Raw genomic sequence first — 23997 nt, 5'->3', positions numbered from 1 at the left:
CTCAGGATTCAAAATGCCGCGCACGGATATAGCGCGGCAAGGCACCGCCCGCGGGCGCGAACAACAGGGAAAACAGATAGAACAGGCCGGCCACCAGGATGATGGCGGGGCCGGACGGCAGCTCGAAATGGTAGGACAGCAGCAAACCGGCCATGCCGCTGACAAAGGCCACACTCACCGCCATCACCAGCATACCTTCCACCGACTCCGACCACAGCCGCGCGGTGATTGCCGGCAGCATCATCAGGCCGACCGCCATCAGCGTGCCCAGCGCCTGGAAACCGGATACCAGGTTCAGCACCACCAGCATCAAAAAGGCCATGTGCCACAGGCCGCCACGCGCACCCACCGCACGCAGGAATACCGGGTCCAGGCTTTCCAGCAGCATGGGCCGATAGATAAAGGCCAGGCAGATCAGCGTGACCGAGGCCACTCCGCTCACCAGATAGAGTGCCGCATCATCCACCGCCAGCACCGAGCCAAACAGGATGTGCATCAGGTCGACATTGCTGCCGCTCTTGGACACCAGCAATACGCCAATGGCCAGTGACAACAAATAGAAGGCGGCAAAACTGGCATCTTCCTTGATGCTGGAAAAACGGGTGGCCAATCCGGCCAGCACCGCCACCAGCACGCCGGCGAAAAAGCCGCCCAGGCTCATGGCCGGCAGGCTGAGACCGGCCAGCATGAAGCCCACCGCCGCACCGGGCAGCACGGCATGGCTCATGGCATCGCCCATCAGGCTCATGCGCCGCATCACCAGAAACAGGCCGATGGGACCACTGCCCAGCGATAGCGCCAGACAACCGGCCAGCGCGCGGCGCATGAAGGCGAAATCCACAAAGGGAGCAATCAACAAGTCATACAGGTGTTGCATCAGACATTGACCCCGTCGACCCGGCAGACCGCTGCGCGGTCCTGCCAGTGGGCTGCGGTATCCACCGCCCGTTTCAGATTGGCATCGGTCAGCACCTGCTCGGTACGGCCCCAGGCCACCACCTCGCGCGCCAACAGCAAGGTATGCGGGAAATAGGCGCGCACCTGCTCGTAGTCATGCAGGACCGCGATGATGGTGCGGCCCTCTTCTTTCCAGCGCCGCACCAGCTCCAGCAAATCGAAGGTGGTTTTGGCATCCATGGCGGTGAAGGGCTCGTCCAGCAGGATCAGCCGCGCGTCCTGCAGCAGGATGCGGGCGAACAATACGCGCTGGAATTGCCCGCTGGACAGCGCGGAGATGGCACGCGGCGCGAAATCGGCCAGCCCTACCTGCTCTAGCGCATCCATGGCCTGCCCCAGGCCGGCACGCCCTACCTTGCCAAACGGCCCGGTGCGATGCCACAAGCCGGTGGCCACCAGGTCCAGCACACTGACCGGCAGCGAACGGTCGATCTCGGACTGCTGCGGCAGATAGGCAATATCCTGGCGGGCAAAACCATCCAGCCGGGCCTGACCGGAATCGGGCGTCAGGGCACCGATCATGGCCTTGAGCAAGGTGCTCTTGCCGGCACCGTTCGGCCCGAAAATGGCCGTGGCATCACCGGCAACAAAGCTGCCACTGACATGGTGTACGGCGGGATGACGCTGATAAGACACTGTCAGATTATCGAGAATGACTGTCATGCCACCTCCCGCAAGGCCCACAGCACCACGCCCCACAGACCGGCCAGCACCAGCAGGGCCAGCGCCAGGCGCTGCCAGGCGGACATGGCCAGCAGGCTGACGGGCGGGCGCAGATTGGCGGCAGTCAGATGCTGGTGCGGTGTGGCGGCATGATCATGAGCATGCTTATCAGCCGAAGAAGAATGTTGATGTTTCATGTTGCTACTTACTCGAAGCAAGCCTGCAAGGCTGCCTCAATCCTTGCGTTATCCAGCGCCGGGGCGATCAGCTCGAAGCGGCTGTCGCGCCGCCATGACACCTGGCTGGCGCTCCACTGCCCTTCCACCCAGTTCAGCCAGACCCAGCTGTCCAGCACCTTGAACACGCCCTTGGCCCTGACCAGACCAGGCAGCAGCTGGGGCAAGGTGTCAAAGAAATCGGTGAGCTTTTCGCCACTGAAAGCCTGCTCTGGCGGGAAGGTCCAGCCGGCAGAGTCCCAGCCGCTGCCACTATCCGCCGGAATGGCAGGCCGGTAGCGCGGCTTGAGCGTGACGGCGGCGTCCAGCCAGCTCACATCCAGCAGGCCATCGCGCACCTCGGCCACCACCGACTTGGGCGGGAACAGCTTGCCCGCCTGGCTACGGAAGGCTTCCAGCGTGTCCACATCGGCCATATCGATCTTGTTGGCTACCAGCACATCGGCAATGGCCACCTGGTCGCGGTACAAGGGCTGGCGCAGGTAGTCCGGGCTGACAAACTGGCGCGGATCGACCAGGGTCAGCACCGCACCCACTTCCAGTGCCTCACCCAGCGGTTTGGTGCGCAACTCGTCGATGACGCCAGCCGCATGGGCGAGGCCGCTGGCCTCGATCAGCAGACGGTCCGGTCGTTCGCGCCGCAGCAAGGTGGCGACGGTGGCCGTCATTTGCGGGCCCGCCACGCAGCACAGGCAGCCGCCGGCAATTTCCGCCACCGGCAGCTCGTCGTTCATCAGTGCGGCACCATCGATGCCCACTTCTCCGAATTCATTGACGATGACCGCCCATTTTTCACTGGCCGGACGGGTGGCAATCAAATGGCGCAGGGCTGTGGTCTTGCCCACGCCCAGAAAGCCGGTAAACAGATTGACGATGGTTTTTTTCATATGCGGCATGCCTTGCAAAGTCCGGTTAGCGTCAGGTTCTGGCGGCTGAGGGTAAAGTCGGCGGCGTCCGCCACATCGCGCAGGCCGGCCAGTGCCGCGATGACGTCCACTTCCTGTACCTTGCCGCAGGTTTCACAGACCAGAATCATGCTTTCGTGCTGACACTCGAAATGGTCACAGACAACAAAGCCGTTCAGGGCATCCACGCGGTGCAGCAAGCCCTGCTCGACCAGGAAATCCAGGGCGCGGTATACGGTGGGCGGGGCGGCAATGCCGCGCTCCTTTTGCAAATCGGCCAGCACCTGATAGGCCTTGACCACGCCCTCGTGGCGCAGCACCAGCTCCAGCACCTGGCGGCGCAGGGCAGTCAGCTTGCAGCCGCGGCGCTCGCAATGGGCTTCGGCAGCCTGGAGGTAATCCGTGCGGTTCATTGGCGACTCCTGTTGGCGAGGGCGAATGTTACTTTATAACATCAGTAGCGCACAACCATTAACACTACCGGGTTCTACCTGTCATCCACCCGTGTTAGCCTGCCTTATCCCCTGCAGCAGCTTGCAACCTTCAAAGGAGTTCACATGAAAAAAACCCTCATGCTCAGCCTTTGCGCCGTTCTGGCCAGCCCGGCCTTTGCCGCCACCGATCCGGTTTCTGCCCGTCAGGACATTTTCAAGCAGTTCAAGAAAGATGCCGCGGCGATGGGCAAGATGGTGAAGAGCGATACGATCAACAAGGAGGAATTCAGCAAGCTGGCTGCGCATCTGGATGAAGTGGCCCAGCAGCCCTGGCAACACTTCCCGGCTGGCACCGCCAGTGGGCAGGCTGCCAGAAAGACTGAAGCAAAGGCAGAAATCTGGAGCAAGCCCGCAGAATGGACCAAGGCTGTGGACAGCTTCAAGGCCGAAACCGGCAAATTGAAACAGGTCGCCGCCAACGGCGATGCGGCCAGCATCAAGAACCAGTTTGCTGCCGTGCAAAAAACCTGTAAGAGCTGCCACGACGCCTTTCGCAAAGACTGATAAACTCAGCGCTTGATCAAAAAAAGTTCAGCAACATTGCTGAACTTTTTTTATGAAGCCTCCTCACAACGCAGTTCCAACCACCGTAGCGCCAACATGAAACAGACTGTTACCGCCCTGCTGCTTGCCGCACTGGCCATTCCGGCTGCCATGGCCGACTCGCCCGCCGAAATCCGCACTCAAAGCTTCAAGAAGGTGCTGCGCGCCTTCGAACCCATGGGCATGGTGGTGCGTGATCGCGACCCCTACAACAAGGCCAAATTCATCGTCATGGCCGACGCGCTGAAGCAGATTGCCGGCGAGCCGTTCAACCACTTCCCCGCAGGCAGCATCGATGCCAAGAGCCGCGCCAAGCCGGAAATCTGGAGCCAGCCGGCCAAATTCCAGGCGGCACGCGACACCTTTCTCAAAGCCGTCAATGATCTGGACAGCACCGCCCACAACGGCGACCTGGCCAGCATCAAAAAGAGCTATGGCGTAGTGGCACAAAGCTGCAAGGCCTGTCATGACAGCTTCCGCGGCCCGGAAAAATAAACAGCCATCGACAAAGCAAAAAGCCCTGCGCTGCAGGGCTTTGCTTAGGTCAGATGCCGTTTTTCACAGGCGGGTAAGCAGGAAAATGCCACCACTGGCCGCCAGCAAGGCCAGCACCGCCAGCAAGCCGGAGCGGAAGCGCAATGGCGGCACCTCGGTGGACACCTCCTGGTAGCCGGTCAGCATGGGCTTGACCAGATTCTGCTTTCTGATCACCCGGTATGCCACGATTGCCGCCACATGCAGGGCCACCAGCAGCAGGATGATATTGAACAGCGCTTTGTGAAAACCGGTAATCGATTCGGACAGGCTGCTGCTGATCAACCTGGCCAGCGGCCCATCAAAGGTGTAGCTGTCCACATCGCTGGCAAACAGGCCACTCGCCACCTGTAATGACAGCACACCCAGCAAGGCCACCACCATCAGGCCACCCAGCGGATTGTGCCCCGGCTGCGGCCCGGCCCCCTCGCCCTTCAGATAACGAAGAATGGCCGCCGGCCCTTTGACAAACTGGCTGAAGCGGGCGGTTTCGCTGCCGATCACTCCCCAGATCAGGCGAAACAGCAGCAGCGCCGCCACGGCCTCGCCGCACAGCACATGATAGTGCAGCCAGTCACCACCCTGCTCGCCGCTGAACCACATGCCGGCAAACAGCACTACCAGCGTCCAGTGGAAAAACCGCGTCGGGGCATCCCACACCTTGATCATCCGCACCATCGTCACCCTCGCTCGGCAATTGTTCAAAGTGAAAAGTGTAACCAGCCCGCACCTTGCTGCCTACTGCCGACGCCTTAATCTCTGTTAAGCACACGGCAGCAGCAGCGCCACCGACCGGGGCATTTGCCGGTTCCGGATCCAAAAACCCACGCTTTTCGGGTAGTATTAGCCCTTTCGCCGCCCGCCTTCGCGCAGCCAGACCTGCCCGGAGCGGATGCCGGCCAACGCACTGACAGCCCGCTGCGGCTGTGTTTTCACGCATTGAGTTGGAGAATGTAATGACCCAAGCTTCACTGATGGAAGATCTGGAGGCACGCGGCCTGATCGCGCAAACCACAGACGCCGCCGCCTTGTCCGAACTGCTGGCCAAGGAACAGGTCACCCTGTATTGCGGATTCGACCCCACGGCCGACAGCCTGCATATCGGCAGCCTGGTTCCCATCCTGATGCTCAAGCGCTTCCAGCAAGCCGGTCATCGCCCCATCGCCCTGGTGGGCGGCGCCACCGGCATGATCGGCGACCCCAGCTTCAAGGCCACCGAACGCAAGCTGAACACCCCGGACGTGATTGAAGGCTGGGTGGACAAAATCCGCGCCCAGGTTTCGCCCTTCCTGTCTTTCGAAGGCGACAACGCCGCCGTCATGGCCAATAACTACGACTGGTTTGGCGGCATGGGCGCACTGGAATTCCTGCGCGACATCGGCAAGCATTTCTCGGTCAATGCCATGATCAAGAAAGAAGCGGTACAACAACGCATCAACCGCGACGACCAGGGCATTTCCTATACCGAGTTCTCCTACAGCCTGCTGCAGGGTTACGACTTTTCCGAGCTGAACCGCCGCCTGGGCTGCAAGCTGCAAATCGGTGGCTCCGACCAGTGGGGCAATATTACCGCCGGCACCGACCTTACCCGTCGCCTGAACCAGCAACAGGTATTCGGCCTGACCATGCCGCTGGTCACCAAATCGGACGGCACCAAGTTTGGCAAGACCGAATCCGGCACCATCTGGCTGGACGCACGCAAGACCTCGCCCTACGCCTTCTACCAGTTCTGGCTGGGCACGGCCGATGCCGATGTCTACAAATTCCTGCGCTACTTCAGCTTCCTGTCGGTGGCAGAAATCGCCGCCATCGAAGCAGCCGACAAGGCCCGCGATGGCAAGCCGGAAGCCCAGCGCATCCTGGCCGAACAAGTGACCGAACTGGTGCACGGCAAGGCCGCCCTGGCCGCCGCCCAGCGCATTACCCACAGCCTGTTCAGCAATGACCTGTCCAGCCTGACCGAGGACGACTTCGCCCAGTTGGCACAGGACGGCCTGCCGCACTTCGTGCTGAATGCCAGCGATGACAGCCTGATCGACGCCGTGGCCAATGGCGGCCTGGCCAAGTCCAAGAGTGAGGCACGTACCTTCATCCAGAGCGGCGCGGTCAGCATCAACGGCAACAAGGCAGACAGCATCGAGCATCGTTTCACTGCCGATGACCGACTGTTCGGTCGCTTCAGCCTGCTCAAGCGCGGCAAGAAGAACTATGCACTGATCGAATGGCAGGCCTGATACCGGCCTGATGCCCGCCTTGTCGGGCAATGCCACGGCGGCCCGCTACTGCACTTGCAGGCGGGCCGTTTTTTCATGGCGACACCGCGACACTCGACGCCGTGGCGACCATGCCACTAGAATTCCGCCATCCTCCCTTCTCACCAGGGCTAGCACCATGGAAAGAATCGGTTTTATCGGCCTGGGCCTGATGGGCCTGCCCCTATGCCGCAGGCTGCAGGCTGCCGGCTTCCCGCTCACCGTCTGGAACCGCTCGGCTGACAAGCTGGAGCAGGCTCGCACCGAGGGCATGCAAACCACCACTTCGCTGGTGGAACTGGCAGTCAGCAGCGACATGCTGATGCTGTGCATTGCCGATGGCGCTGCGGTGCAAAGCGTTGCCACGCAGTTAGCCCCGGCCCTGCGCACCGGGCAGCTGATCATCGACTTGTCCAGCATCGACCCGGACACCACCCGGCGCTGCGCAGAGCTGGTCAGGCAACAAGGGGCCAACTGGGTGGATGCGCCGGTATCCGGCGGGGTCAAGGGGGCGGAGCAAGGCAGCCTGGTGGTGATGGCGGGCGGCAGCGCGGCGGACATCCAGCGCGCCAGCCTGCCCTTGCAAGCCCTGTCACAACGCATCACCCGTATGGGAGAGGTCGGCAGCGGCCAGGTCACCAAGATCTGCAATCAATTGATTGTGGCCGCCAATGCCATGCTGATTGCCGAAGCAGTAGCGCTGGCCGAAAACAATGGCGTGGATGCCAGCCTGCTGGCACCGGCGCTGGCTGGCGGCTTTGCCGATTCGCTGCCGCTGCAAATCCTGGCCCCGCGCATGGCGGCGCGTCAGGCCGAGCCGGTGCAATGGAAGGTGGCCACCTTGCTGAAGGATCTGGACAACGCCGGCCAGCTATCCAAAAACAGCCAGTCCGCCACGCCGCTGGCGGCGCTGGCCAGCCAGCTGATGCGCCTGCACGCTGCCCGGGGCCACGCCACGGCCGACCTCAGCAGCGTCATCCAGCTCTATCAGGAGCAGGAGCAAGCCGCATGCTGAAACTGTCAGCCAATCTGAGCATGCTGTTTGCCCACCTGCCGTGGCCGCAGCGCTTTGCCGCCGCCCGTGCCGCCGGTTTTTCCGCCGTGGAAATCCAGTTTCCTTACGAACACACGGTAGAACAGCTGCAACACTGGCTGGGAGAGAAGCAGCTCAAGCTGGTGCTGATCAATGCTCCGGCTGGCGACCTGATGCAAGGCGGCAGCGGCCTGGCCGGCACACCCGGCCGGGAAGCGGAATTCGCCGCCGGCCTGCAGCAATGCCTGCACTATGCCACCGCTCTGGGCGTGGAGGCGGTCAACATCCTGCCGGGACGACTGAGCGCAGGCTGCAGCCGCGAACAGGCCATCGCGACATTGCATGGCAATCTGCTGCTGGCCGCCGACACGCTGGCCCCGCACCATATCCGCTGCACGGTGGAGGCCATCAACCGCCATGACATGCCGGACTTTCTCATCAGCACGCCCGCCGAGCTGCAGCAGCTGCCGGCGCATGCCAATCTTTACTGGCAGATCGACCTCTATCACATGGCGCGCATGGGCGAGCCGCTGGAGCCCTTGCTGCGCCAACACTGGCCGCGCATCGGCCACCTGCAGTTTGCCGATGTGCCGGGACGTGGCGCGCCGGGTAGCGGAGCGCTGGATTTCAGCGCCCTGTTCGCGCAGATCGCCAGCCTGCCCTATGCCTGCTGGAGTGGCGCGGAATATCGCGATACCGATGGTGCAGTGCAATGGCTGCAGCCATTGCTGGCAATGCAAGCCATGAATGGCCAGCAGGGCTGAATATTGCAGAAATATGCAATTTTTCTCTTTTTGCGACATCACCTGGCGGTGAATCAATCACTTAGCCAAGCACTTTGCAAAAACAGCTTGCAAACGCTTTCATTTTACCGTAAAGTGCCAACCCTTCTGATTTCCATTTCCACCGGCAGTTTTTGCAGCTGTTTTGCAGCATTGCCGGTGTGATGCTTCATCGTCCCTGACCGATATTCCAGGCTTCGTCCACGTAGTGTCTCTTTTGACTGGACTGCTGTTCGCCGCTTGCACAGGTTGGTGCCGATGACCGACGGCCTCTGAACGAGGCTGCTAACCGCCACATCTCCTGGCCAAGCGACACCGGCTCTACTCCGGTTTGAAAGGATATTATGCATTTCTCCGATCTGGGCATTGCCCCTACCATTCTGCGCGCACTCGAAACTGCTGGTTACACCTCGCCCACCGGCGTACAAGCCGAAGCCATCCCCGCTGCCATCGCTGGCCGCGACCTGCTGGTTTCCGCCCAAACCGGTAGCGGCAAGACCGCAGCCTTCCTGCTGCCGGCACTGACCAAGCTGTCCGAGCGCTCCACTGGCAAGGGCCAGGGTCCGCGCGTACTGGTACTGTGCCCGACTCGCGAACTGGCACAACAGGTTGAGAAAAACGCCCTGGAATACGGCAAGGACCTGCGCTGGATGAAAACCGCCTGCCTGGTTGGCGGCGCTTCCTTCGGCTACCAGACCCGCGCCCTGTCCCGCCCGATCGACCTGATCGTGGCCACCCCGGGCCGTCTGATGGACCACATGCGCTCCGGCCGCATCGACTTCTCCCGCCTGGAAATGCTGGTACTGGATGAAGCCGACCGCATGCTGGACATGGGCTTCATCGATGACATCGAAACCATCGTCAAGGCCACTCCGGAAACCCGTCAGACCGTACTGTTCTCCGCCACCCTGGACGGCACCGTTGGTCGCATGGCCGAAAAGATGACCCGCGATCCGCAGCGCATCGAAATCGCCCGCACCGAAACCTCCGGCGGCACCATCGAAGAGCACCTGCTGTACGCTGACGACCTGAACCACAAGCATCGCCTGCTGGATCACATCCTGAAGGAATCGGGTTTTGACCAGTGCGTGATCTTCTCGGCCACCAAGGCCTACACCGAAGAACTGGCCGACAAGCTGTCCGACCAGGGCTACTCCGCCGCCTGCCTGCATGGCGACATGCCGCAAAGCTGGCGTAACCGTACCCTGAACGACCTGCGTCGCGGCCGTATCAAAATCCTGGTGGCCACCGACGTGGCAGCCCGCGGTATCGACGTACCGACCATCACCCACGTGGTGAACTTCGACCTGCCCAAGCAAGCTGAAGACTACGTACACCGCATTGGCCGTACCGGTCGTGCCGGTCGCGATGGCACTGCCATCACCCTGGCGGAATCGAAAGAATTCCACAAGGTTCGCCGCATCGAGCAATACCTGAAGCGCCAGATCACCGAGGGCGTGATCGAAGGCATGGAGCCGACCCGTCGCCCGCCGAAAGGCCCGCGTCGCAACGGCAAGCCGGGCGGCTACGGCGCCCAGGGCCAGCGTCGCGGCAGCAGCAGTGGCAACGGCTACGGTCGCGAGCGTCGCGAAGGCGGCTATGGCCGTGGCACCGGCAGCAGCTATGACAAGCGCGGTCCGCGTTCGTCCAGCGCCAGCCAGGGCCAGCGCAGCACCCAGCGCGCTGACTGAGCAACAGGCAGTTGATTGAAAAAGGCGATCTGCGGATCGCCTTTTTTATTATCCAGTGCCAGCCATGCGCAAAATGCATGGCGACCCCGGCATAAACTCGCTTGTCAGCCTGCCATGCGCGCACCAGAATAGCCGGATACACCGCACTGGAAACCCGCATGACACCCCTGCTCACCATCCCCCAGCGCCTGGCCGCCTTGCGCCAGGCCATGCAGCAACAACATGTCGACGCCTGCCTGATCCCCTCCTCCGATCCGCACCTGTCGGAATACCTGCCCGCACACTGGCAGGCACGCCAATGGCTGTCCGGCTTCAAGGGTTCGATGGGCACGCTGATCGTGACAGCAGACCAAGCCGGCCTGTGGGCCGATAGCCGCTACTGGGAACAGGCGGAACAAGAGCTGGCAGGCAGCGGCATTACCCTGATGAAAATCCAGACTGCCGCCAGCACCCAGCATCTGGACTGGCTGGCACAGCAGCTGGGCAGCGGCCAGACACTGAGCGTAGACGGCGATGTATTGAGCCTGGCGGCAGCGCAAGCCCTGCAAACCACCCTGCACGCCAAGGGCGTACAGCTGCGCACCGACCTTGATCTGGTCGGTCAAATCTGGGCTGAGCGCCCAGCCCTGCCCCATGCTGCCATCTATGCGCACACCGCTCCATTTGCCAGCACCAGCCGTGCAGACAAGTTGCAGGCGGTGCGCCAGGCCATGCAGCAGGCAGCCGCCAGTCATCACTTCATTTCCACTCTGGACGACATTGCCTGGCTGTTCAATCTGCGCGGGGCTGATGTCAGCTACAATCCGGTGTTTGTCAGCCATGCACTGCTCAGCGCCACCCAGGCCACGCTGTTTGTCGACCGCAGCAAACTGGATGCCAGCCTGCAAGCCGAACTGGCCGCCGACGGCGTGGAGCTGGCGGATTACCATCAGGCCAAGACCGCACTCGGCCAGCTGCACGCCAGCGACGTCATTCTGATCGATCCGCGCCGCATCACCCTGGGCCTGCGCCAGGCGATGGCCACCGACAGCCGCGTCATCACGGCAATCAACCCCAGCACCTTGCTCAAATCGCGCAAGACCGCCGCCGAGGCCGCGCAGGTACGCGCCACCATGGAGCAGGATGGCGCCGCCTTGTGCGAGTTCTTTGCCTGGTTCGAACAGGCGGTCAACCATGAGACCATCAGCGAGCTGACCATAGACGAGCAGATCACCGCCGCCCGCGCCCGCCGCCCCGGCTTTGTCTCGCCCAGCTTCGCCACCATTGCCGGCTTCAATGCCAATGGCGCGCTGCCACACTACCGGGCAACGGAACAAGCGCATGCCAGCATTGCCGGCAACGGCCTGCTGCTGATCGACTCCGGCGGCCAGTATCTGGGTGGCACCACCGACATCACCCGCGTGGTGGCCGTCGGCACACCCAGCCCGGAACAAAAGCGCGACTTCACCCTGGTGCTGAAGGGAACCATCAATCTGTCGATGGCCCACTTTCCGCGCGGCACCCTGTCGCCGATGCTGGACGCGCTGGCCCGCGCGCCAATGTGGCAGCACGATATCGACTTTGGCCACGGCACCGGCCATGGCGTCGGTTACTTCCTCAATGTGCACGAAGGCCCGCAAACCATCTCGCGCAGCCTGCCTGACCCCAGCATGGCGATGCAGGAAGGCATGATCACCTCGATCGAGCCCGGCATTTACCGTCCCGGCCTATGGGGGGTGCGTATCGAGAACCTGGTGCTGAACGTCGCCGCCGGGCAGAACGACTTTGGTGACTTCCTGCGCTTTGAAACGCTAACCCTGTGTCCGATTGACAGCCGCTGCATCGAACACAGCCTGCTGTCACGCCAGGAGGTGGACTGGCTGAATCACTACCACGGCGAGGTACGACGCCGCCTGCTGCCACTGGTAGATGGCGCTGCCCGCGACTGGCTGCTGCAGGCTACACAAGCCATCTGAACAAGACAAAGCACAATAAAAAACGCCCTGATATTTCAGGGCGTTTTTTCATACCAGGCCAGCCAGAATGGCTTACATGGTTTCCAGCACCTTGATCCCCAACAGATCCAGGCCGGTCTTCAGCGTCTTGCCGGTCAGCGCAGCCAGTTGCAGGCGGCTGGCACGTACCTCGCCTTCGCTCTTGAGAATCGGGCAGGCTTCGTAAAAGCGCGAGAACAGCGTGGCGATCTGGTACAGATAGTTGGACAGATAATGCGGATAGCAGCCTTCTGCCACCGACAGCAAGGTGTCTTCAAACTGTGCCAGCGCCGCCGCCAGATGTTTTTCGGCCGGCTCGGTAATCACGATGGGCGCATCGGCATCCACGTTTTCCGCCTTGCGGAATACGCTTTGCACGCGAGTGTAGGCGTATTGCAGATACGGCGCGGTATTGCCTTCGAAGGCGAGCATGGTGTCCCAGTTGAAGATGTAATCGCTCATGCGGTTCTTCGACAGGTCGGCATATTTCACCGCACCGATGCCGACCACGGCGGCAATCTCGCGTCTTTCGGCTTCCGGCAGGTCCGGATTTTTAGCCGAAACCAGATCAAAAGCACGCTGCTCGGCCTCATCCAGCAGCTCGATCAGCTTGACCGTACCACCGGAGCGGGTCTTGAACGGCTTGCCGTCGTCGCCCATCATCACGCCAAAGCCAATATGCTCCAGCAGCATGCTTGCCGGGGCGAAACCGGCCTTGCGACAGATGCTGAACATCTGGGCAAAGTGCTGGCTTTGCCGTGCATCCACCACGTAGATGACGCGATCCAGATTCAGCACCTTGTGACGGTAGCGCACGGCGCCCAGGTCGGTGGTGGTATACAGGAAGCCGCCGTCTTTCTTGCGGATGATCACGCCCATCGGCTCGTCGTCCTGGGTGCGGAACTCTTCCAGGAACACCACCTCGGCGCCTTCGCTTTCGCTGAGCAGGCCAGCGGCACGCAGCTCTTCCACAATCACCGGCAGGTCATCGTTATAGGCCGATTCGCCACGCACATGCTCGCGCTTGAGGCCGACATTCAGCTTTTGATACACCGCCTCGCAATGCTTGAGCGAGATGTCGACAAACTGCGCCCACAGCTTGAGCACTTCTTCGTCACCACCCTGCAGACGCACCACGTAGTCACGCGCGCGGTCGGCGAATTCTTCGCTTTCGTCAAAGCGCACCTTGGCATTGCGGTAGAAGGTTTCCAGGTCGGACAATTCCAGCGCGCTATCACCGGCCTGGCGGATTTCCACCAGGTAAGCAGTCAGCATGCCGAACTGGGTACCCCAGTCGCCCACGTGGTTGGCACGCACCACATCGTGACCGAGGAATTCCATCACCCGCGCCAGTGCGTCACCAATAATGGAAGAACGCAGGTGGCCTACGTGCATTTCCTTGGCCAGATTGGGCGAGGAATACTCCACCATCACCCGCTGCGGCTGTACCGGTGTCACACCCAGCCGTGCGTCTTTCAGGGCAGTTTCGCTGCGTCGGGCCAGATATTCAGGGGCTAGATGAATATTGATGAAACCCGGGCCGGCGATTTCCACCTTGTCGGCAATGCCGTGCAAGTCCAGCGCCGCCACCACTTTTTGCGCCAGTTCGCGCGGATTGGTCTTGAGCGCCTTGGCCGCACCCATCACGCCATTGGCCTGATAGTCGCCAAATTCCGGCTTGGAAGCCGGCTGGATCACCGCCGGCGCATCCGGCGCACCGGCCGCGCTTAGCGCAGCCTGCACCCGTTCATTGATCAATTGCAGAATCGTCATGCCTAGCCCCATATTGCTGTGAAAACGAAAAAAATCCTTCGTTTTCGAAAAAAATAACACTGTCGATTGTATGCCCCCCAGCCTTGACGGGCAATGTTTGCATCGCAGCAAAATGGCGTCTTGCGCAGCAAGCCAAAGCAAAATACCGCCAGCATGCTCTGCATCCGTCGCGGCCGGCTACAGCCAGATGGTTTCGCCAATGGCCGGCAGCATGAAATCGTCAGGGCTGACCCCCTGCTCGCGCAAGGCCATGGCCAGCTCCGCCATCGGCTGCTGTATCGGTTCGTCAGTGAGAATGAAGGTGCCCCAGTGCACCGCCCAGGCCTTGCGCGCCGCCACATGCCTGAAAATGCGTACCGCCTCATCCGGATTGACATGCTGGGCGCGCATGACCTTGCGCGGCTCGTAAGCGCCGATTGGCAGCAAGGCCAAATCCACCGGCCCGATATGCAGGCCGATCTCATGAAACAGCTCGGCCTGATAACCGGTATCGCCGGGATACCAGATTTTCAGGCCCGCACCTTCCAGCAGATAGCCGCCCCACAGCGCCTTGTTCAGATCTCCCCACGGGCCACGATTGCTCCAGTGATGCGCCGGCGTCAGCAGCACACGCAGCGCACCGCGCTGCACGGCATGCCACCAGTCCAGCTCGACAATCCGCTCGGCCGGCACGCCGGCGGCGCGCACGGCACGTGCCACGCCCAGCGGCACCACGAAGTCGGGCGCCCCGCCCTGCTGGCGCGCCAGGCGCTTGAGCGTGGGAAAATCCAGATGGTCGTAATGCAGATGCGTCAGCAAGACCAGGTCTATGCGCGGCAAATCTGGCAGATCAATGGGCAAGGGCACTTGCCGCCGCGGCCCCAGATGGCGGAAGGGCGACACCCGTGGCGACAGTGCCGGATCAATCAGCACATTCTGTCCGGCCAACTGCACAAAGCTGCTGGCATGCCCCAGCCAGGTCACGCTGCTGCGCAGGTGATTGGCACGCAAGGCGGCGGGGTCGCCGCTGGTCAAGGGCACCATTTCCGGCCGGTGATCCGGGCGTGGCCGCCACCACTGTGCCAGCTTCCAGTGCAACAGGCTGCCCAGTGAAGGCAGGCGGAAGGGATAGAGATTGCGATAGCCGGCGGGGCCATGATGACGCGCCGCCGGCTGTGCCACATAGGGCGCACGGTTGAACAGCGAGGCCAGCCAGTCAGGACGTCTGAACATGCAGCATTCCAGCAAAGACAATGCATGAGTGTGCCGCCCCGGCCCTGCTTTGCCAAGCCAAAAGCGGAAAAAGTGCATCCATGAAAAATGGCCTCCAGCGGAGGCCATTCGAGCGCTAAAACAGTCTGGCGATCAGAAGCTGTACACTGCCTGGGCAGCGAAAATGTCGTTGCTCTTGCGATAGTTGCCACTATTACGCACAAACACATCGCGGTTGGCCCAGTCGTGGCGGTATTCCATCTTCAGGGTCAGCTGATCGGTCGGGTAGAACAGCAGGGCTGCCGTCAGAGCCTGACGGGTAGCACCGGAGCAGTCGGAACCATTGACCGAGCTATTGCTGAAGCAGGCCTGGGAAATGCCGAAGCCGTTGGTGCCATCCACCCCACCATAACCCGTACCGGAAGACAGCGCGATACCGCCGCCACCGCCGCCATTCTTGCTGTCATTCAGGTAGTCGTAACGCAGGGTGGCACCCATGCGGCCAAACAGTTCGCTGGTCCACTTCTGATGGGCCAGCAAGGAGAAGCCGTACCATACCGCGTCCTCACCATTCCAGGCAGCCTGCTTTTGCCGGCCATAATCCAGCTCGGCATTCAGCACGCCGTCGGTCATGGTGTAGGTGGCATCCAGCTCGGCAAAGTAGTAATTGCTGTACGGGCTGGTGGCATTACCCTGGTAGCCATAGCCCGTTCCAGTGGCATTGCTGTCCTTGCCTGGCAGGGTCTGACGGCCGGCATTGGCCGAAGCGCCGATATCCAGTGCACTGCTCCAGGTGTAATCAACACGGCCGGTTACGGTAGGCGTGTTGTTGGACTTGCCATTAGTCAAGTTGGCGTTGGTATGGTATTGCTCGTTGGCAATCATGAACTTGGTTGCCCACTCGCCATGCGCCCAGTTAAAGCCGGCACCCACATAGCCACCCGGATCGCTGAAGTCATACAGCAGGCCATGGGTAATGGTGTTCATCTGGTTGGACTGCTGTACTTCGTAGCCGCCAAAGCTGTTCATCAAGCCGGCCACCAGCTGGGTGGTATCGGACAGCGGATAGGTAATGACCGCCGTATTGATGATGTTGCCCAGACCGGTACTGCCGCTGCCGTTATTACTGCCGCCACTGGAGGAGCTGCTCTGCAGCAAGGTATTGCCCGAACCACGGTTGGGCAGGATGCTGATTTCCGCGCTCGGCGCCAGCGGGCCTACGCCGAAGGTTTTCTTGATATCCAGATAGACATCACCAAAGGTACTGTTGGTATAGGCATACTGGTTGCTGTGATTGACGAACTGGAAGCCCGAGCCCTTGGTGCTGCGGTTGTACAGATAGGTCGGGTCCAGATAGCCGGTCACACTCAAGCCGGCAATCGGGCCTTCGCTGGCATCGGTCGTCAGCTTGTCCACTTTCAGCTCCATGCCGGCCACCCGCTGCTTCAGCTCGGTATTGGCATCATCCGCTTCCGGAGCCTTGGCGGCAGTCGCGGCGTTCACGGCCTGCTGCAGCTGTTGCATTTGCGCCTGCAGAGCCTCTAACTGGGCTTTCAGCTTGGCGATCTCGTCTCCCTTGGCATCGGCCATGGCTACGCCGGGAAGACCTGCGATCAGAGCACTGATCAACAATTTCTTCATCTCACTTCTCCCTTGTCCTACTGCATGGATACCACGTTGTTTTTGCCTCTATAACCCCAACGGGGCAGCAACCGGAATGGTGCCTTATCCCTGCTGCTGCCCCGTCCTTGCCTGCGACCTGCCTTGGTGGCTTACGCCTGATTGAAGGCCAGTTGCATTTCACGGTCACGCTTGCGTTGTACCGAGCGCATATACAGATTGCCCGCCACGACACCCACCGACACCACGATGATGAACAGGGTGGCCAGGGCGTTCATTTCCGGGTTCAGACCCAGGCGCACGCGAGAGAAGATCACCATCGGCAGCGTGGTGGAACCCGGGCCGGACAGGAAGGCTGTCAGCACCAGGTCATCCAGCGACAGGGTGAAGGACAGCAGCCAGCCGGACACCAGTGCCTGGGAAATCAGCGGCAGGGTGATCACGAAGAACACCTTGAGCGGACGCGCTCCCAGATCCATGGCCGCTTCTTCCAGCGAACGGTTCAGTTCACGTACACGGGACTGCACCACGATGGCCACATAGGACACGCACAGCATCACGTGACCAATCCAGATGGTGAACACACCACGACCTTCCGGCCAGCCAAATGCCTGCTCCATGGCCACGAACAGCAGCAGCAGCGAGATACCCTGAATCACTTCGGGAATCACCAGCGGCGCATTGATCATGCCGGCAAACAGCGGGAACAGGCGGAAGCGGTTGAGCCGCGCCATCACGAAACCTGCCCAGGTGCCGATGACCACGGCCGCGGTGGCCGTCATCAGGGCAATCTTGATGCTGAGCAGGGCGGCATTGATCAGCTCGTCATCTTCCAGCAGTGCCCAGTACCACTTGGTGGAGAAACCGGACCATACCGTGACCAGCTTGGACTCGTTGAACGAGTAGATCACCAGCAGGACGATGGGCAGATAAAGGAAGGCATAGCCGAAGCCAAGTACCGCAAACGACAGCGGTTTGCTGGGTTTCATCGTGCTCATTTCACTTCCTCCATCACTTTCGCCTGGTAATGCTGGAACAGCGCCATCGGCACCAGCAGCAGCAGCACCATGGCGCAGGTCACGGTAGCAGCCATCGGCCAGTCCATATTGTTAAAGAATTCATCCCACATCACACGACCGATCATCAGCGTGTCCGAACCACCCAGCAGTTCCGGGATCACGTATTCGCCCACCGCCGGAATGAACACCAGCAGGCTGCCGGCGATGATGCCGTTTTTCGACAGCGGCAGGGTCACCTGGACAAAGGCCTTCCACGGACGGGCACCCAGGTCATAGGCGGCCTCCAGCAGGCGCAGGTCCATTTTCACCAGGTGGGCATACAGCGGCATGATCATGAAGGGCAGATAGGAGAACACCATGCCGATATACACGCCCCAGTTGGTGTGATACAGCCGCAGCGGGGTATCGATGACGCCCAGCCACATCAGGAACTGATTGAGGAAACCGTCATTCTTGAGAATGCCGATCCAGGCATAAACGCGAATCAGGTAGGAAGTCCAGAACGGCAGCATCACCATCATCATCAGCGTGTCACGAGCAGACTCGGAGGCACGGGCGATGTAATAGGCCATGGGGTAGCCGATCAGCAAGCACAGCACAGTCGAGACAAAAGCCATCTGCACCGAGCTGATGTAGGTGGCAAAGTACAGATCGTCACCCAGCATGAACTTGTAGTGACCGACATTCAGCACCAGGGTAAAGACATCGTCTTCGATCTTGGTCAGCGGCGTATAGGGCGGAATGCCCAGCTGCTGCTGCGAAAAGCTGATGCCGACCACCAGCAGGAAGGGCAGCAGGAAAAACACAAACAAAAACAGGAAGGGAACACCGATGACGGTAGTCCTGCCGGACGGAAACCATCGACTAAAATTGAGACTTTTCATGTTTAGCACCACTTGGCCGGTGGGACCGGCTTGCCAAGCACATCTTTACAGCCATCATATCAAGGCCCTGTCACGACTCGCCCTGATGTGATGACTTACGTTTCACTACAGCCCGGCTCTGCGGAACCAGACTGTAACCCTCACTCCAGTACTGCTTTTTCTTAGCCAGCTGCCGTGCCGGCAATGCGGTAGCAGCGGCTGTTGCATCCATCCCTGCGGCCTTGACGACCGCGGGGATCGTGCAGGTCAGAACCAGCCGGGCGCACAGCCACCCGGCTGATCAGGACACGGCTTAGCGGCCAGTCTTCAGCTGGGTCCACAGACGGTTCTGCAGACGCATGATGTCAGACGGCAGCGGCTTGAGCAGGAACAAGGTCTTCATGACCGATTCCGGCGGGTAGATGGACGGATCGTTGGCGATTTCCGGCTTGACGAACTTGCGGGCTGCCGCATTGGCAGTCGGGTAGAACACTTCGTCGGTAATCGCGGCATTGACTTCCGGATTCTCGATGTAGTTGATCCACTTGAGGGCCGCATCAACATGCGGTGCATCTTTCGGGATCACCATCACGTCAAACCAGATCGGTGCGCCGGACTTCGGAATCACGTAACCCAGCTGGTAGGTACGCTTGGCCTCGGCAGCGCGATGCTTGGCGATGTTGACGTCGCCAGACCAGCCCAGCGCCAGGCAGATGTCGCCGTTGGCCAGGTCATTGATATAGCCGGAAGAGTTGAACTGGGTGATGTAGGGGCGGATTTTCTTCAGCAGTTCGAAGGCGGCCTGGTAGTCGGCCGGGTTCTTGCTGTTCGGGTCCTTGCCCAGATGATGCAGGGCAACGGCGAACACGTCATTGGCCTGATCCAGTACCGATACGCCGCAGCCCTTGAGCTTGGAGACGTATTTCGGGTCAAACAGGATGTCCCAGGTATCCAGCGGGGTATCCTTGCCCAGGATGGCCTTGACCTTGGTGAAGTTGTAACCCAGGCCATCGGTGCCATAAGCCCACGGCACGCCATGTGCATTGCCCGGATCGGCATCCTGGATCTTGGCCATCAGCCCTTTGTCCAGATTCGCCAGATTGGGGATCTTGGACTTGTCCAGCTTCTGGTAGATGCCAGCCTCGATCTGCTTGGCCATGAAGTTGGAAGTGGGCACCACGATGTCGTAACCGGCGCGGCCGGTCATCATCTTGGCTTGCAGGGTATCGTCGCTGTCGTACACGTCATACTTGACCTTGACCCCGGCCTGCTTTTCAAAGCCAGGGATGGTGCTCTTGGCGATGTAATCAGACCAGTTGTAGACGTTCAGCACCTTGTCTTCTGCCAGTACGCCCGCACTAGGCAACAGCAGAAGCAGCGAACACAGCACTTTCTTGACAAGTTTCTTCTTCATTACAGGCTTCCTAATGTATTGCAAGACCATAAACTCCCTGTTGTCTGGGGACGCAAGGGACCTGATGAACTGCACCTCCTGTTGACCGTCCGGGGTTTCTCCCTCGAATCCGGTCAGCGCCAAACCTGGGGTAATAATGGCACGCTTAGGCATTAAGCAATATTCGTGCACAACATTTATAACCCCATCCTATCCACTCTGGCTATTGCTATCCCAGTTGGATGCGGTAACTGTCAGGCAAGAGACGACGAACTTGCAGCACGGAGCCGCCAGTCGTCCTGATATTTATTGTTATCACAGGAAACCTGTGGAAACCGGCTGGCCAGACAGCGCACTGCGCTGAGCATTGCAGCCTGTTTCCCGCAAGGGTAGACCTTCCCCATTACCAAGCCTCCTCCACTGTAGATGCCACCTCTGTAATGTTTAATAAAATCCACAATTCGTGGTGAGGTGTTACAGCTTTTTAACCACAAAGACATTCAGCCGCAACATGAATTTATTTTGCAGCGCAAAAAATTCAACAGCCGAATGCTCTTGACGGCGGTCCGTGTTTACTATTCTGAACATCTGATCATTTCCTCCGGCCCAAACCGCTGTACAGCACAAATTTGCCTATACATATGATCAAAACCAGCGCTCCGCCTGATGTTTCAAGGCTTTAGCAAGATCCGGGCAGGCGCGGCAGCTGTCTGCTTTCTGGTGGCCGACAGCAGCGCGCCTGATCACTCAACGCAGCCGGCCAGCTGCTGGCCGACAAAAAAGATTTTTTCTTGCCACAGGACAAGCTGAGGCAGATTTGCCACAGATCAAATCCAGTCCGTATTGGCCGTGGCAACAGGCGAAAGAAAAGCGGATGGCCCCTGCAGGCAATCCGCTCACGTTTTAGCAACTTTCGACAGCACGGTTACATTTGATCAGATCAACCGTGCCAGCAGCGCTTTTTCCATGCCGACCATGTCGGGGATACGCACCTGCATGCCATTGCCGGCGGCCAGCTCCACCGCCGCGCCATTGCGGGTCATCTGCTTGAGCTCGACGATACGGTTGCCGCGCGGATGAATCACTTCGATGCGATCGCCCACACCGAAGCGGTTTTTCACCTCTACCAGCGCCCAGCCCTCGGCATCGACTTCCAGCACATCGCCGACATACTGGCTTTGCTTGGCCTTGGAATGCCCGTCCAGATAGTTCTGGTAATCCTGGGTCTGATGGCGCTCCAGAAAGCCCGGGGTGTAGCCGCGATTGGCCAGCCCATCCAGCTCGGCCAGCAGGCCCAAATCAAAGGGACGCCCCGCCACCGCGTCGTCGATGGCGCGGCGATATACCTGGGCGGTACGCGCCACGTAGTACAGGCTCTTGGTGCGGCCTTCGATCTTGAGCGAATCCACCCCGATCTTCACCAGCTTCTCCACCTGCTCCACGGCACGCAGGTCCTTGGAGTTCATGATGTAAGTACCATGCTCGTCTTCGATGATGGGCATCAGCTCGCCCGGGCGGCTGCCCTCCTCGATCAGGTAGGTCTTGTCAGCCAGCGGATGACGCTCGGCGCCGCCGCAGGCAGCAAAGCTCTGGTTGGCTTCTTCCAGCGCCTTGTTGAAATCCAGCTTGATGGTTTGCACATCACCCGCGTCGTCACCCTGGGTATCGTGCATCTTGTAATCCCAACGGCAGGCATTGGTACAGGTACCCTGGTTCGGGTCACGGTGATTGAAATAGCCCGACAGCAGGCAGCGACCGGAGTAAGCAATGCACAGCGCGCCATGCACGAACACTTCCAGCTCGATATCCGGGCATTCCTGGCGGATTTCGGCAATCTCGTCCAGGCTCAGCTCGCGGGACAGGATGATGCGCGACACGCCCAGCTTCTGCCAGAACTTCACCCCCATGTAGTTGACGGTATTGGCCTGCACCGACAGATGAATCGGCACCTCGGGCCAGCGTTCGCGCACCATCATGATCAGGCCCGGATCGGCCATGATCAGCGCATCCGGCTTCATGGCGATCACCGGTTCCATGTCCGCCATATAGGTCTTGATCTTGCTATTGTGCGGCAGCAGGTTGCTGGCCACGAAAAACAGCTTGCCGCGTGCATGGGCTTCGTCAATACCGGTTTTCAGTTCTTCCAGCTTGAAGTCATTATTGCGGGCACGCAGCGAGTAGCGCGGCTGGCCGGCATAGACGGCATCGGCACCAAAATCGTAGGCGGCGCGCATTTTGTCCAGCGTGCCGGCGGGCAGCAGCAGTTCCGGGGCTTTCATCATGATGGCTTGGCTTCCTTAATGTGACAGGCAGGCAATGGGCAGCGGCAGTCGGTCCGGCGGCACAAAGCCGCGACGCGAGGCATCCTGGTTTAACCTGTCAGCAGAGTAATATTGCAGCACCACCGCCCGTGCATCCTGCAGCACATCGTCGCAGGTCGCGAGAAAGGACGGCCAGTCTTCCAGCATGGCCGGCTGCTCTTGGGCACGGTGGTAGAGAATGGACAACAGCGACATGGTCAGGGTGTGGTGGTATTTTTCCGCCGCTCCCTGCGCCATGGCATAGCGCGACAAGGCGCGCGCGCAGCGCACTGCCGCCTCGGCAGCCGGGTACTGGCGGCGGTAAGCCCAGGCCGCATACAAATGCGCCTGATGGGTAAAGTCGGATGCAGGCAGCGTACTGGATTCCAACTGACGCAAAAACGCCTGATAGTCCATGATTCGGGTATCTCCGAAAACTGTAAAAGCAAAAAGGCCCCGCCGTATCAGGGGCCTTTTCTTATGTTGCGGCGCGATTATGCGCCGTGCGCGCAGCCATCGTCAAGTCTGACACCCTGCAGCAATGCGACATTAAATCACTGTTTTCAATGCCCTTTTTCAGTCAGGGTTTTTGCAACAGCACCCACAGCATCAACAACTGCCCCAGCAAGGCCGGCAGCATCAGCAAAATGCACAACAAACTGGCCACGGGTGAGCTGGCAAAGTCCAGCACACTCAGGCAGGCCGCACACAGCACAAACAACAAGGTCGCCAGCAGCAGGCCGGCAAGGGCCAGTTTGCGTTGCTGGCGCAAGCGCCACAAAAGCCGGTAAAACATGCGGTACTCCATCAGGAAACGAACGGCAGCAGGGAGCTCAGTCCTTGGCTAGCTGCAACCATTGCAGCTCGGCCTCGGAAAAGCCTGCCTGCCGGCGGGCATCAATATTGTAGCTGCCACGGTGCGCGGTCAGATCATACTCTGCAAGCAGGCGGCTGAAGGTTGCCATCGGCTCCAGCGCACGCTGCCGGCACAGATAATGAAACCAGTGGTTGCCCACTTGCACATGGCCGATTTCATCGCGCAGGATAATATCCAGAATAGCCACACTGGCTTCATCGCCGATATTGGCCAGCTTGCGTTGCAATTCGGGGCTGGCATCCAGGCCGCGCGCTTCCAGTACGCGTGGCACCAGCGCCATGCGCACCAGCACATCATGGTCAGTGACATGGCAGATCTCCCACAGACCGTTATGGGCGGGAAAGTCGCCATAGCGGTAGCCCAGCTGCTGCAACCTGCCCTGCAACAGACGGAAATGGCCCGCCTCCTCCGCGGCAATGCGCAGCCAGTCGCTGACAAAATCATCCGGCATGTCGCGAAAACGCCAGGCCGCGTCCAGGGCCAGGTTGACCGCGTTGAATTCGATATGGGCGATGGCATGCAACATGGCGGGCTGGCCTTGCGGCGAACCCGGCCGCCGGCGCGGCACCTTGGTGGCATGCACCAGCTCAGGCCGCTCGGGATGGCCCGCCATCGGCAGCCGGGTCAATGGCGCATCTTCACGCGGCAACTCGCCACGCTGCCAGGCAGCATGGATGGCTTCGGTGGCAGCCAGCTTGTCGGCTACATCCGTGCAGAGCAAGGCCGCCTGAATGCGGGGATATAAAGCAGTAGGCATCATCATGGTGCGCCATTCTAGCCGTTTGCACCGCCATCAGGCAGGCTTGTCATCAAATCGGTGCATGGCACCCGGGCAACAGGCTGCCTGCTCCACCCTGCCGCATGCCCTATTTCCGGAATGTCGGGATCGTCGCCGGAT

The 23997-nt window shown here is 60.4% G+C and carries 23 protein-coding genes; 7 read left to right on the top strand and 16 right to left on the bottom strand.

The window, feature by feature from the left end; genetic code table 11:
• Position 1 precedes the first annotated feature (1 nt).
• Genes JHD64_RS08820 through JHD64_RS08800 form a run of 5 tightly spaced genes read right to left on the bottom strand, consistent with a single transcriptional unit; the run spans position 2 to position 3174 of the window.
• Complete coding sequence (locus JHD64_RS08820; protein WP_059284963.1) at positions 2-877, bottom strand: metal ABC transporter permease; 876 nt, start codon at positions 875-877, stop codon at positions 2-4.
• On the bottom strand, positions 877-1620 hold the full coding sequence (locus JHD64_RS08815) for a metal ABC transporter ATP-binding protein (protein ID WP_059284964.1): 744 nt from the start codon (positions 1618-1620) through the stop codon (positions 877-879). Before JHD64_RS08815 ends, JHD64_RS08820 begins: the two co-directional genes overlap by 1 nt.
• Positions 1617-1817: a hypothetical protein gene (locus JHD64_RS08810; protein WP_199053005.1), complete on the bottom strand. Its 201-nt coding sequence runs from the start codon at positions 1815-1817 to the stop codon at positions 1617-1619. The genes JHD64_RS08815 and JHD64_RS08810 overlap by 4 nt, the downstream gene beginning before the upstream one ends.
• Before the next feature lie 8 nt (positions 1818-1825).
• Positions 1826-2752, bottom strand: coding sequence for a GTP-binding protein (locus JHD64_RS08805; RefSeq protein ID WP_199053004.1), 927 nt, complete (start codon positions 2750-2752; stop codon positions 1826-1828).
• A complete protein-coding gene (locus JHD64_RS08800) occupies positions 2740-3174 on the bottom strand; it encodes a Fur family transcriptional regulator (RefSeq protein WP_059284967.1) in 435 nt (144 codons plus the stop codon). Before JHD64_RS08800 ends, JHD64_RS08805 begins: the two co-directional genes overlap by 13 nt.
• 144 nt (positions 3175-3318) lie before the next feature.
• Here JHD64_RS08800 and JHD64_RS08795 point away from each other — a divergent pair, with 144 nt between their 5' ends.
• Complete coding sequence (locus JHD64_RS08795; RefSeq protein ID WP_199053003.1) at positions 3319-3759, top strand: cytochrome c; 441 nt, start codon at positions 3319-3321, stop codon at positions 3757-3759.
• A 96-nt stretch (positions 3760-3855) separates the two neighbouring features.
• Positions 3856-4293 carry a cytochrome c gene (locus JHD64_RS08790; RefSeq protein ID WP_059284974.1) on the top strand — a complete coding sequence of 146 codons (438 nt, stop codon included), beginning with the start codon at positions 3856-3858 and terminating at the stop codon, positions 4291-4293.
• A 63-nt stretch (positions 4294-4356) separates the two neighbouring features.
• Here the strand turns inward: JHD64_RS08790 and JHD64_RS08785 are convergent, their stop codons facing one another.
• Positions 4357-5010, bottom strand: a complete 654-nt coding sequence (locus JHD64_RS08785) for a cytochrome b/b6 domain-containing protein (protein WP_199053002.1) — start codon at positions 5008-5010, stop codon at positions 4357-4359.
• 278 nt (positions 5011-5288) lie between these two features.
• Between JHD64_RS08785 and tyrS the strand changes: the two genes are divergently transcribed.
• The 5 genes from tyrS to JHD64_RS08760 all read left to right on the top strand — a co-directional run bounded on the left by tyrS (position 5289) and on the right by JHD64_RS08760 (position 12045).
• A complete protein-coding gene (gene tyrS / locus JHD64_RS08780; RefSeq protein WP_199053001.1) occupies positions 5289-6566 on the top strand; it encodes a tyrosine--tRNA ligase in 1278 nt (425 codons plus the stop codon).
• A 10-nt stretch (positions 6567-6576) separates the two neighbouring features.
• Positions 6577-7599 carry an NAD(P)-dependent oxidoreductase gene (locus JHD64_RS08775; protein WP_199053000.1) on the top strand — a complete coding sequence of 341 codons (1023 nt, stop codon included), beginning with the start codon at positions 6577-6579 and terminating at the stop codon, positions 7597-7599.
• Positions 7593-8381 (top strand): hydroxypyruvate isomerase family protein, encoded by a 789-nt coding sequence (locus tag JHD64_RS08770; protein ID WP_199052999.1) that lies wholly within the window; start codon positions 7593-7595, stop codon positions 8379-8381. Before JHD64_RS08775 ends, JHD64_RS08770 begins: the two co-directional genes overlap by 7 nt.
• 362 nt (positions 8382-8743) lie before the next feature.
• The gene (locus tag JHD64_RS08765; protein ID WP_059284971.1) at positions 8744-10090 is read left to right on the top strand and encodes a DEAD/DEAH box helicase; all 1347 of its coding nucleotides are present in this window, start codon (positions 8744-8746) and stop codon (positions 10088-10090) included.
• 158 nt (positions 10091-10248) lie between these two features.
• Positions 10249-12045 carry an aminopeptidase P family protein gene (locus JHD64_RS08760; RefSeq protein ID WP_199052998.1) on the top strand — a complete coding sequence of 599 codons (1797 nt, stop codon included), beginning with the start codon at positions 10249-10251 and terminating at the stop codon, positions 12043-12045.
• Positions 12046-12117: 72 nt separating this feature from the next.
• Here the strand turns inward: JHD64_RS08760 and argS are convergent, their stop codons facing one another.
• From argS to JHD64_RS08710, 10 genes are all read right to left on the bottom strand, one after another.
• Entirely contained in the window at positions 12118-13836 is a 1719-nt protein-coding gene (gene argS, locus JHD64_RS08755; protein ID WP_110313309.1) for an arginine--tRNA ligase, read from the bottom strand.
• Positions 13837-14013: 177 nt separating this feature from the next.
• On the bottom strand, positions 14014-15048 hold the full coding sequence (locus JHD64_RS08750) for an MBL fold metallo-hydrolase (RefSeq protein ID WP_199052997.1): 1035 nt from the start codon (positions 15046-15048) through the stop codon (positions 14014-14016).
• A 132-nt stretch (positions 15049-15180) separates the two neighbouring features.
• Entirely contained in the window at positions 15181-16668 is a 1488-nt protein-coding gene (locus JHD64_RS08745; RefSeq protein ID WP_059285010.1) for a DUF3138 family protein, read from the bottom strand.
• Positions 16669-16799: 131 nt separating this feature from the next.
• Entirely contained in the window at positions 16800-17636 is an 837-nt protein-coding gene (locus tag JHD64_RS08740; RefSeq protein WP_059285016.1) for an ABC transporter permease subunit, read from the bottom strand.
• A 5-nt stretch (positions 17637-17641) separates the two neighbouring features.
• Complete coding sequence (locus JHD64_RS08735; protein WP_059285009.1) at positions 17642-18550, bottom strand: ABC transporter permease subunit; 909 nt, start codon at positions 18548-18550, stop codon at positions 17642-17644.
• 292 nt (positions 18551-18842) lie between these two features.
• Positions 18843-19943: a polyamine ABC transporter substrate-binding protein gene (locus JHD64_RS08730; protein WP_199052996.1), complete on the bottom strand. Its 1101-nt coding sequence runs from the start codon at positions 19941-19943 to the stop codon at positions 18843-18845.
• A 914-nt stretch (positions 19944-20857) separates the two neighbouring features.
• Positions 20858-22201, bottom strand: coding sequence for a tRNA 5-hydroxyuridine modification protein YegQ (gene yegQ, locus JHD64_RS08725; RefSeq protein ID WP_059285015.1), 1344 nt, complete (start codon positions 22199-22201; stop codon positions 20858-20860).
• Between the two features lie 18 nt (positions 22202-22219).
• On the bottom strand, positions 22220-22639 hold the full coding sequence (locus JHD64_RS08720) for a hypothetical protein (protein WP_059285007.1): 420 nt from the start codon (positions 22637-22639) through the stop codon (positions 22220-22222).
• Between the two features lie 163 nt (positions 22640-22802).
• Positions 22803-23018 carry a hypothetical protein gene (locus JHD64_RS08715; RefSeq protein WP_146215955.1) on the bottom strand — a complete coding sequence of 72 codons (216 nt, stop codon included), beginning with the start codon at positions 23016-23018 and terminating at the stop codon, positions 22803-22805.
• A 37-nt stretch (positions 23019-23055) separates the two neighbouring features.
• Complete coding sequence (locus JHD64_RS08710) at positions 23056-23862, bottom strand: ferritin-like domain-containing protein (RefSeq protein WP_233170415.1); 807 nt, start codon at positions 23860-23862, stop codon at positions 23056-23058.
• Positions 23863-23997 lie beyond the last annotated feature (135 nt).

This window comes from Aquitalea sp. ASV15 (genome assembly GCF_016429115.1).
GTDB classification, from domain to species: domain Bacteria; phylum Pseudomonadota; class Gammaproteobacteria; order Burkholderiales; family Chromobacteriaceae; genus Aquitalea; species Aquitalea magnusonii.
Note: the sequence above shows the minus strand (reverse complement) of the source record. Positions and strands in the feature narration are given on the sequence as shown.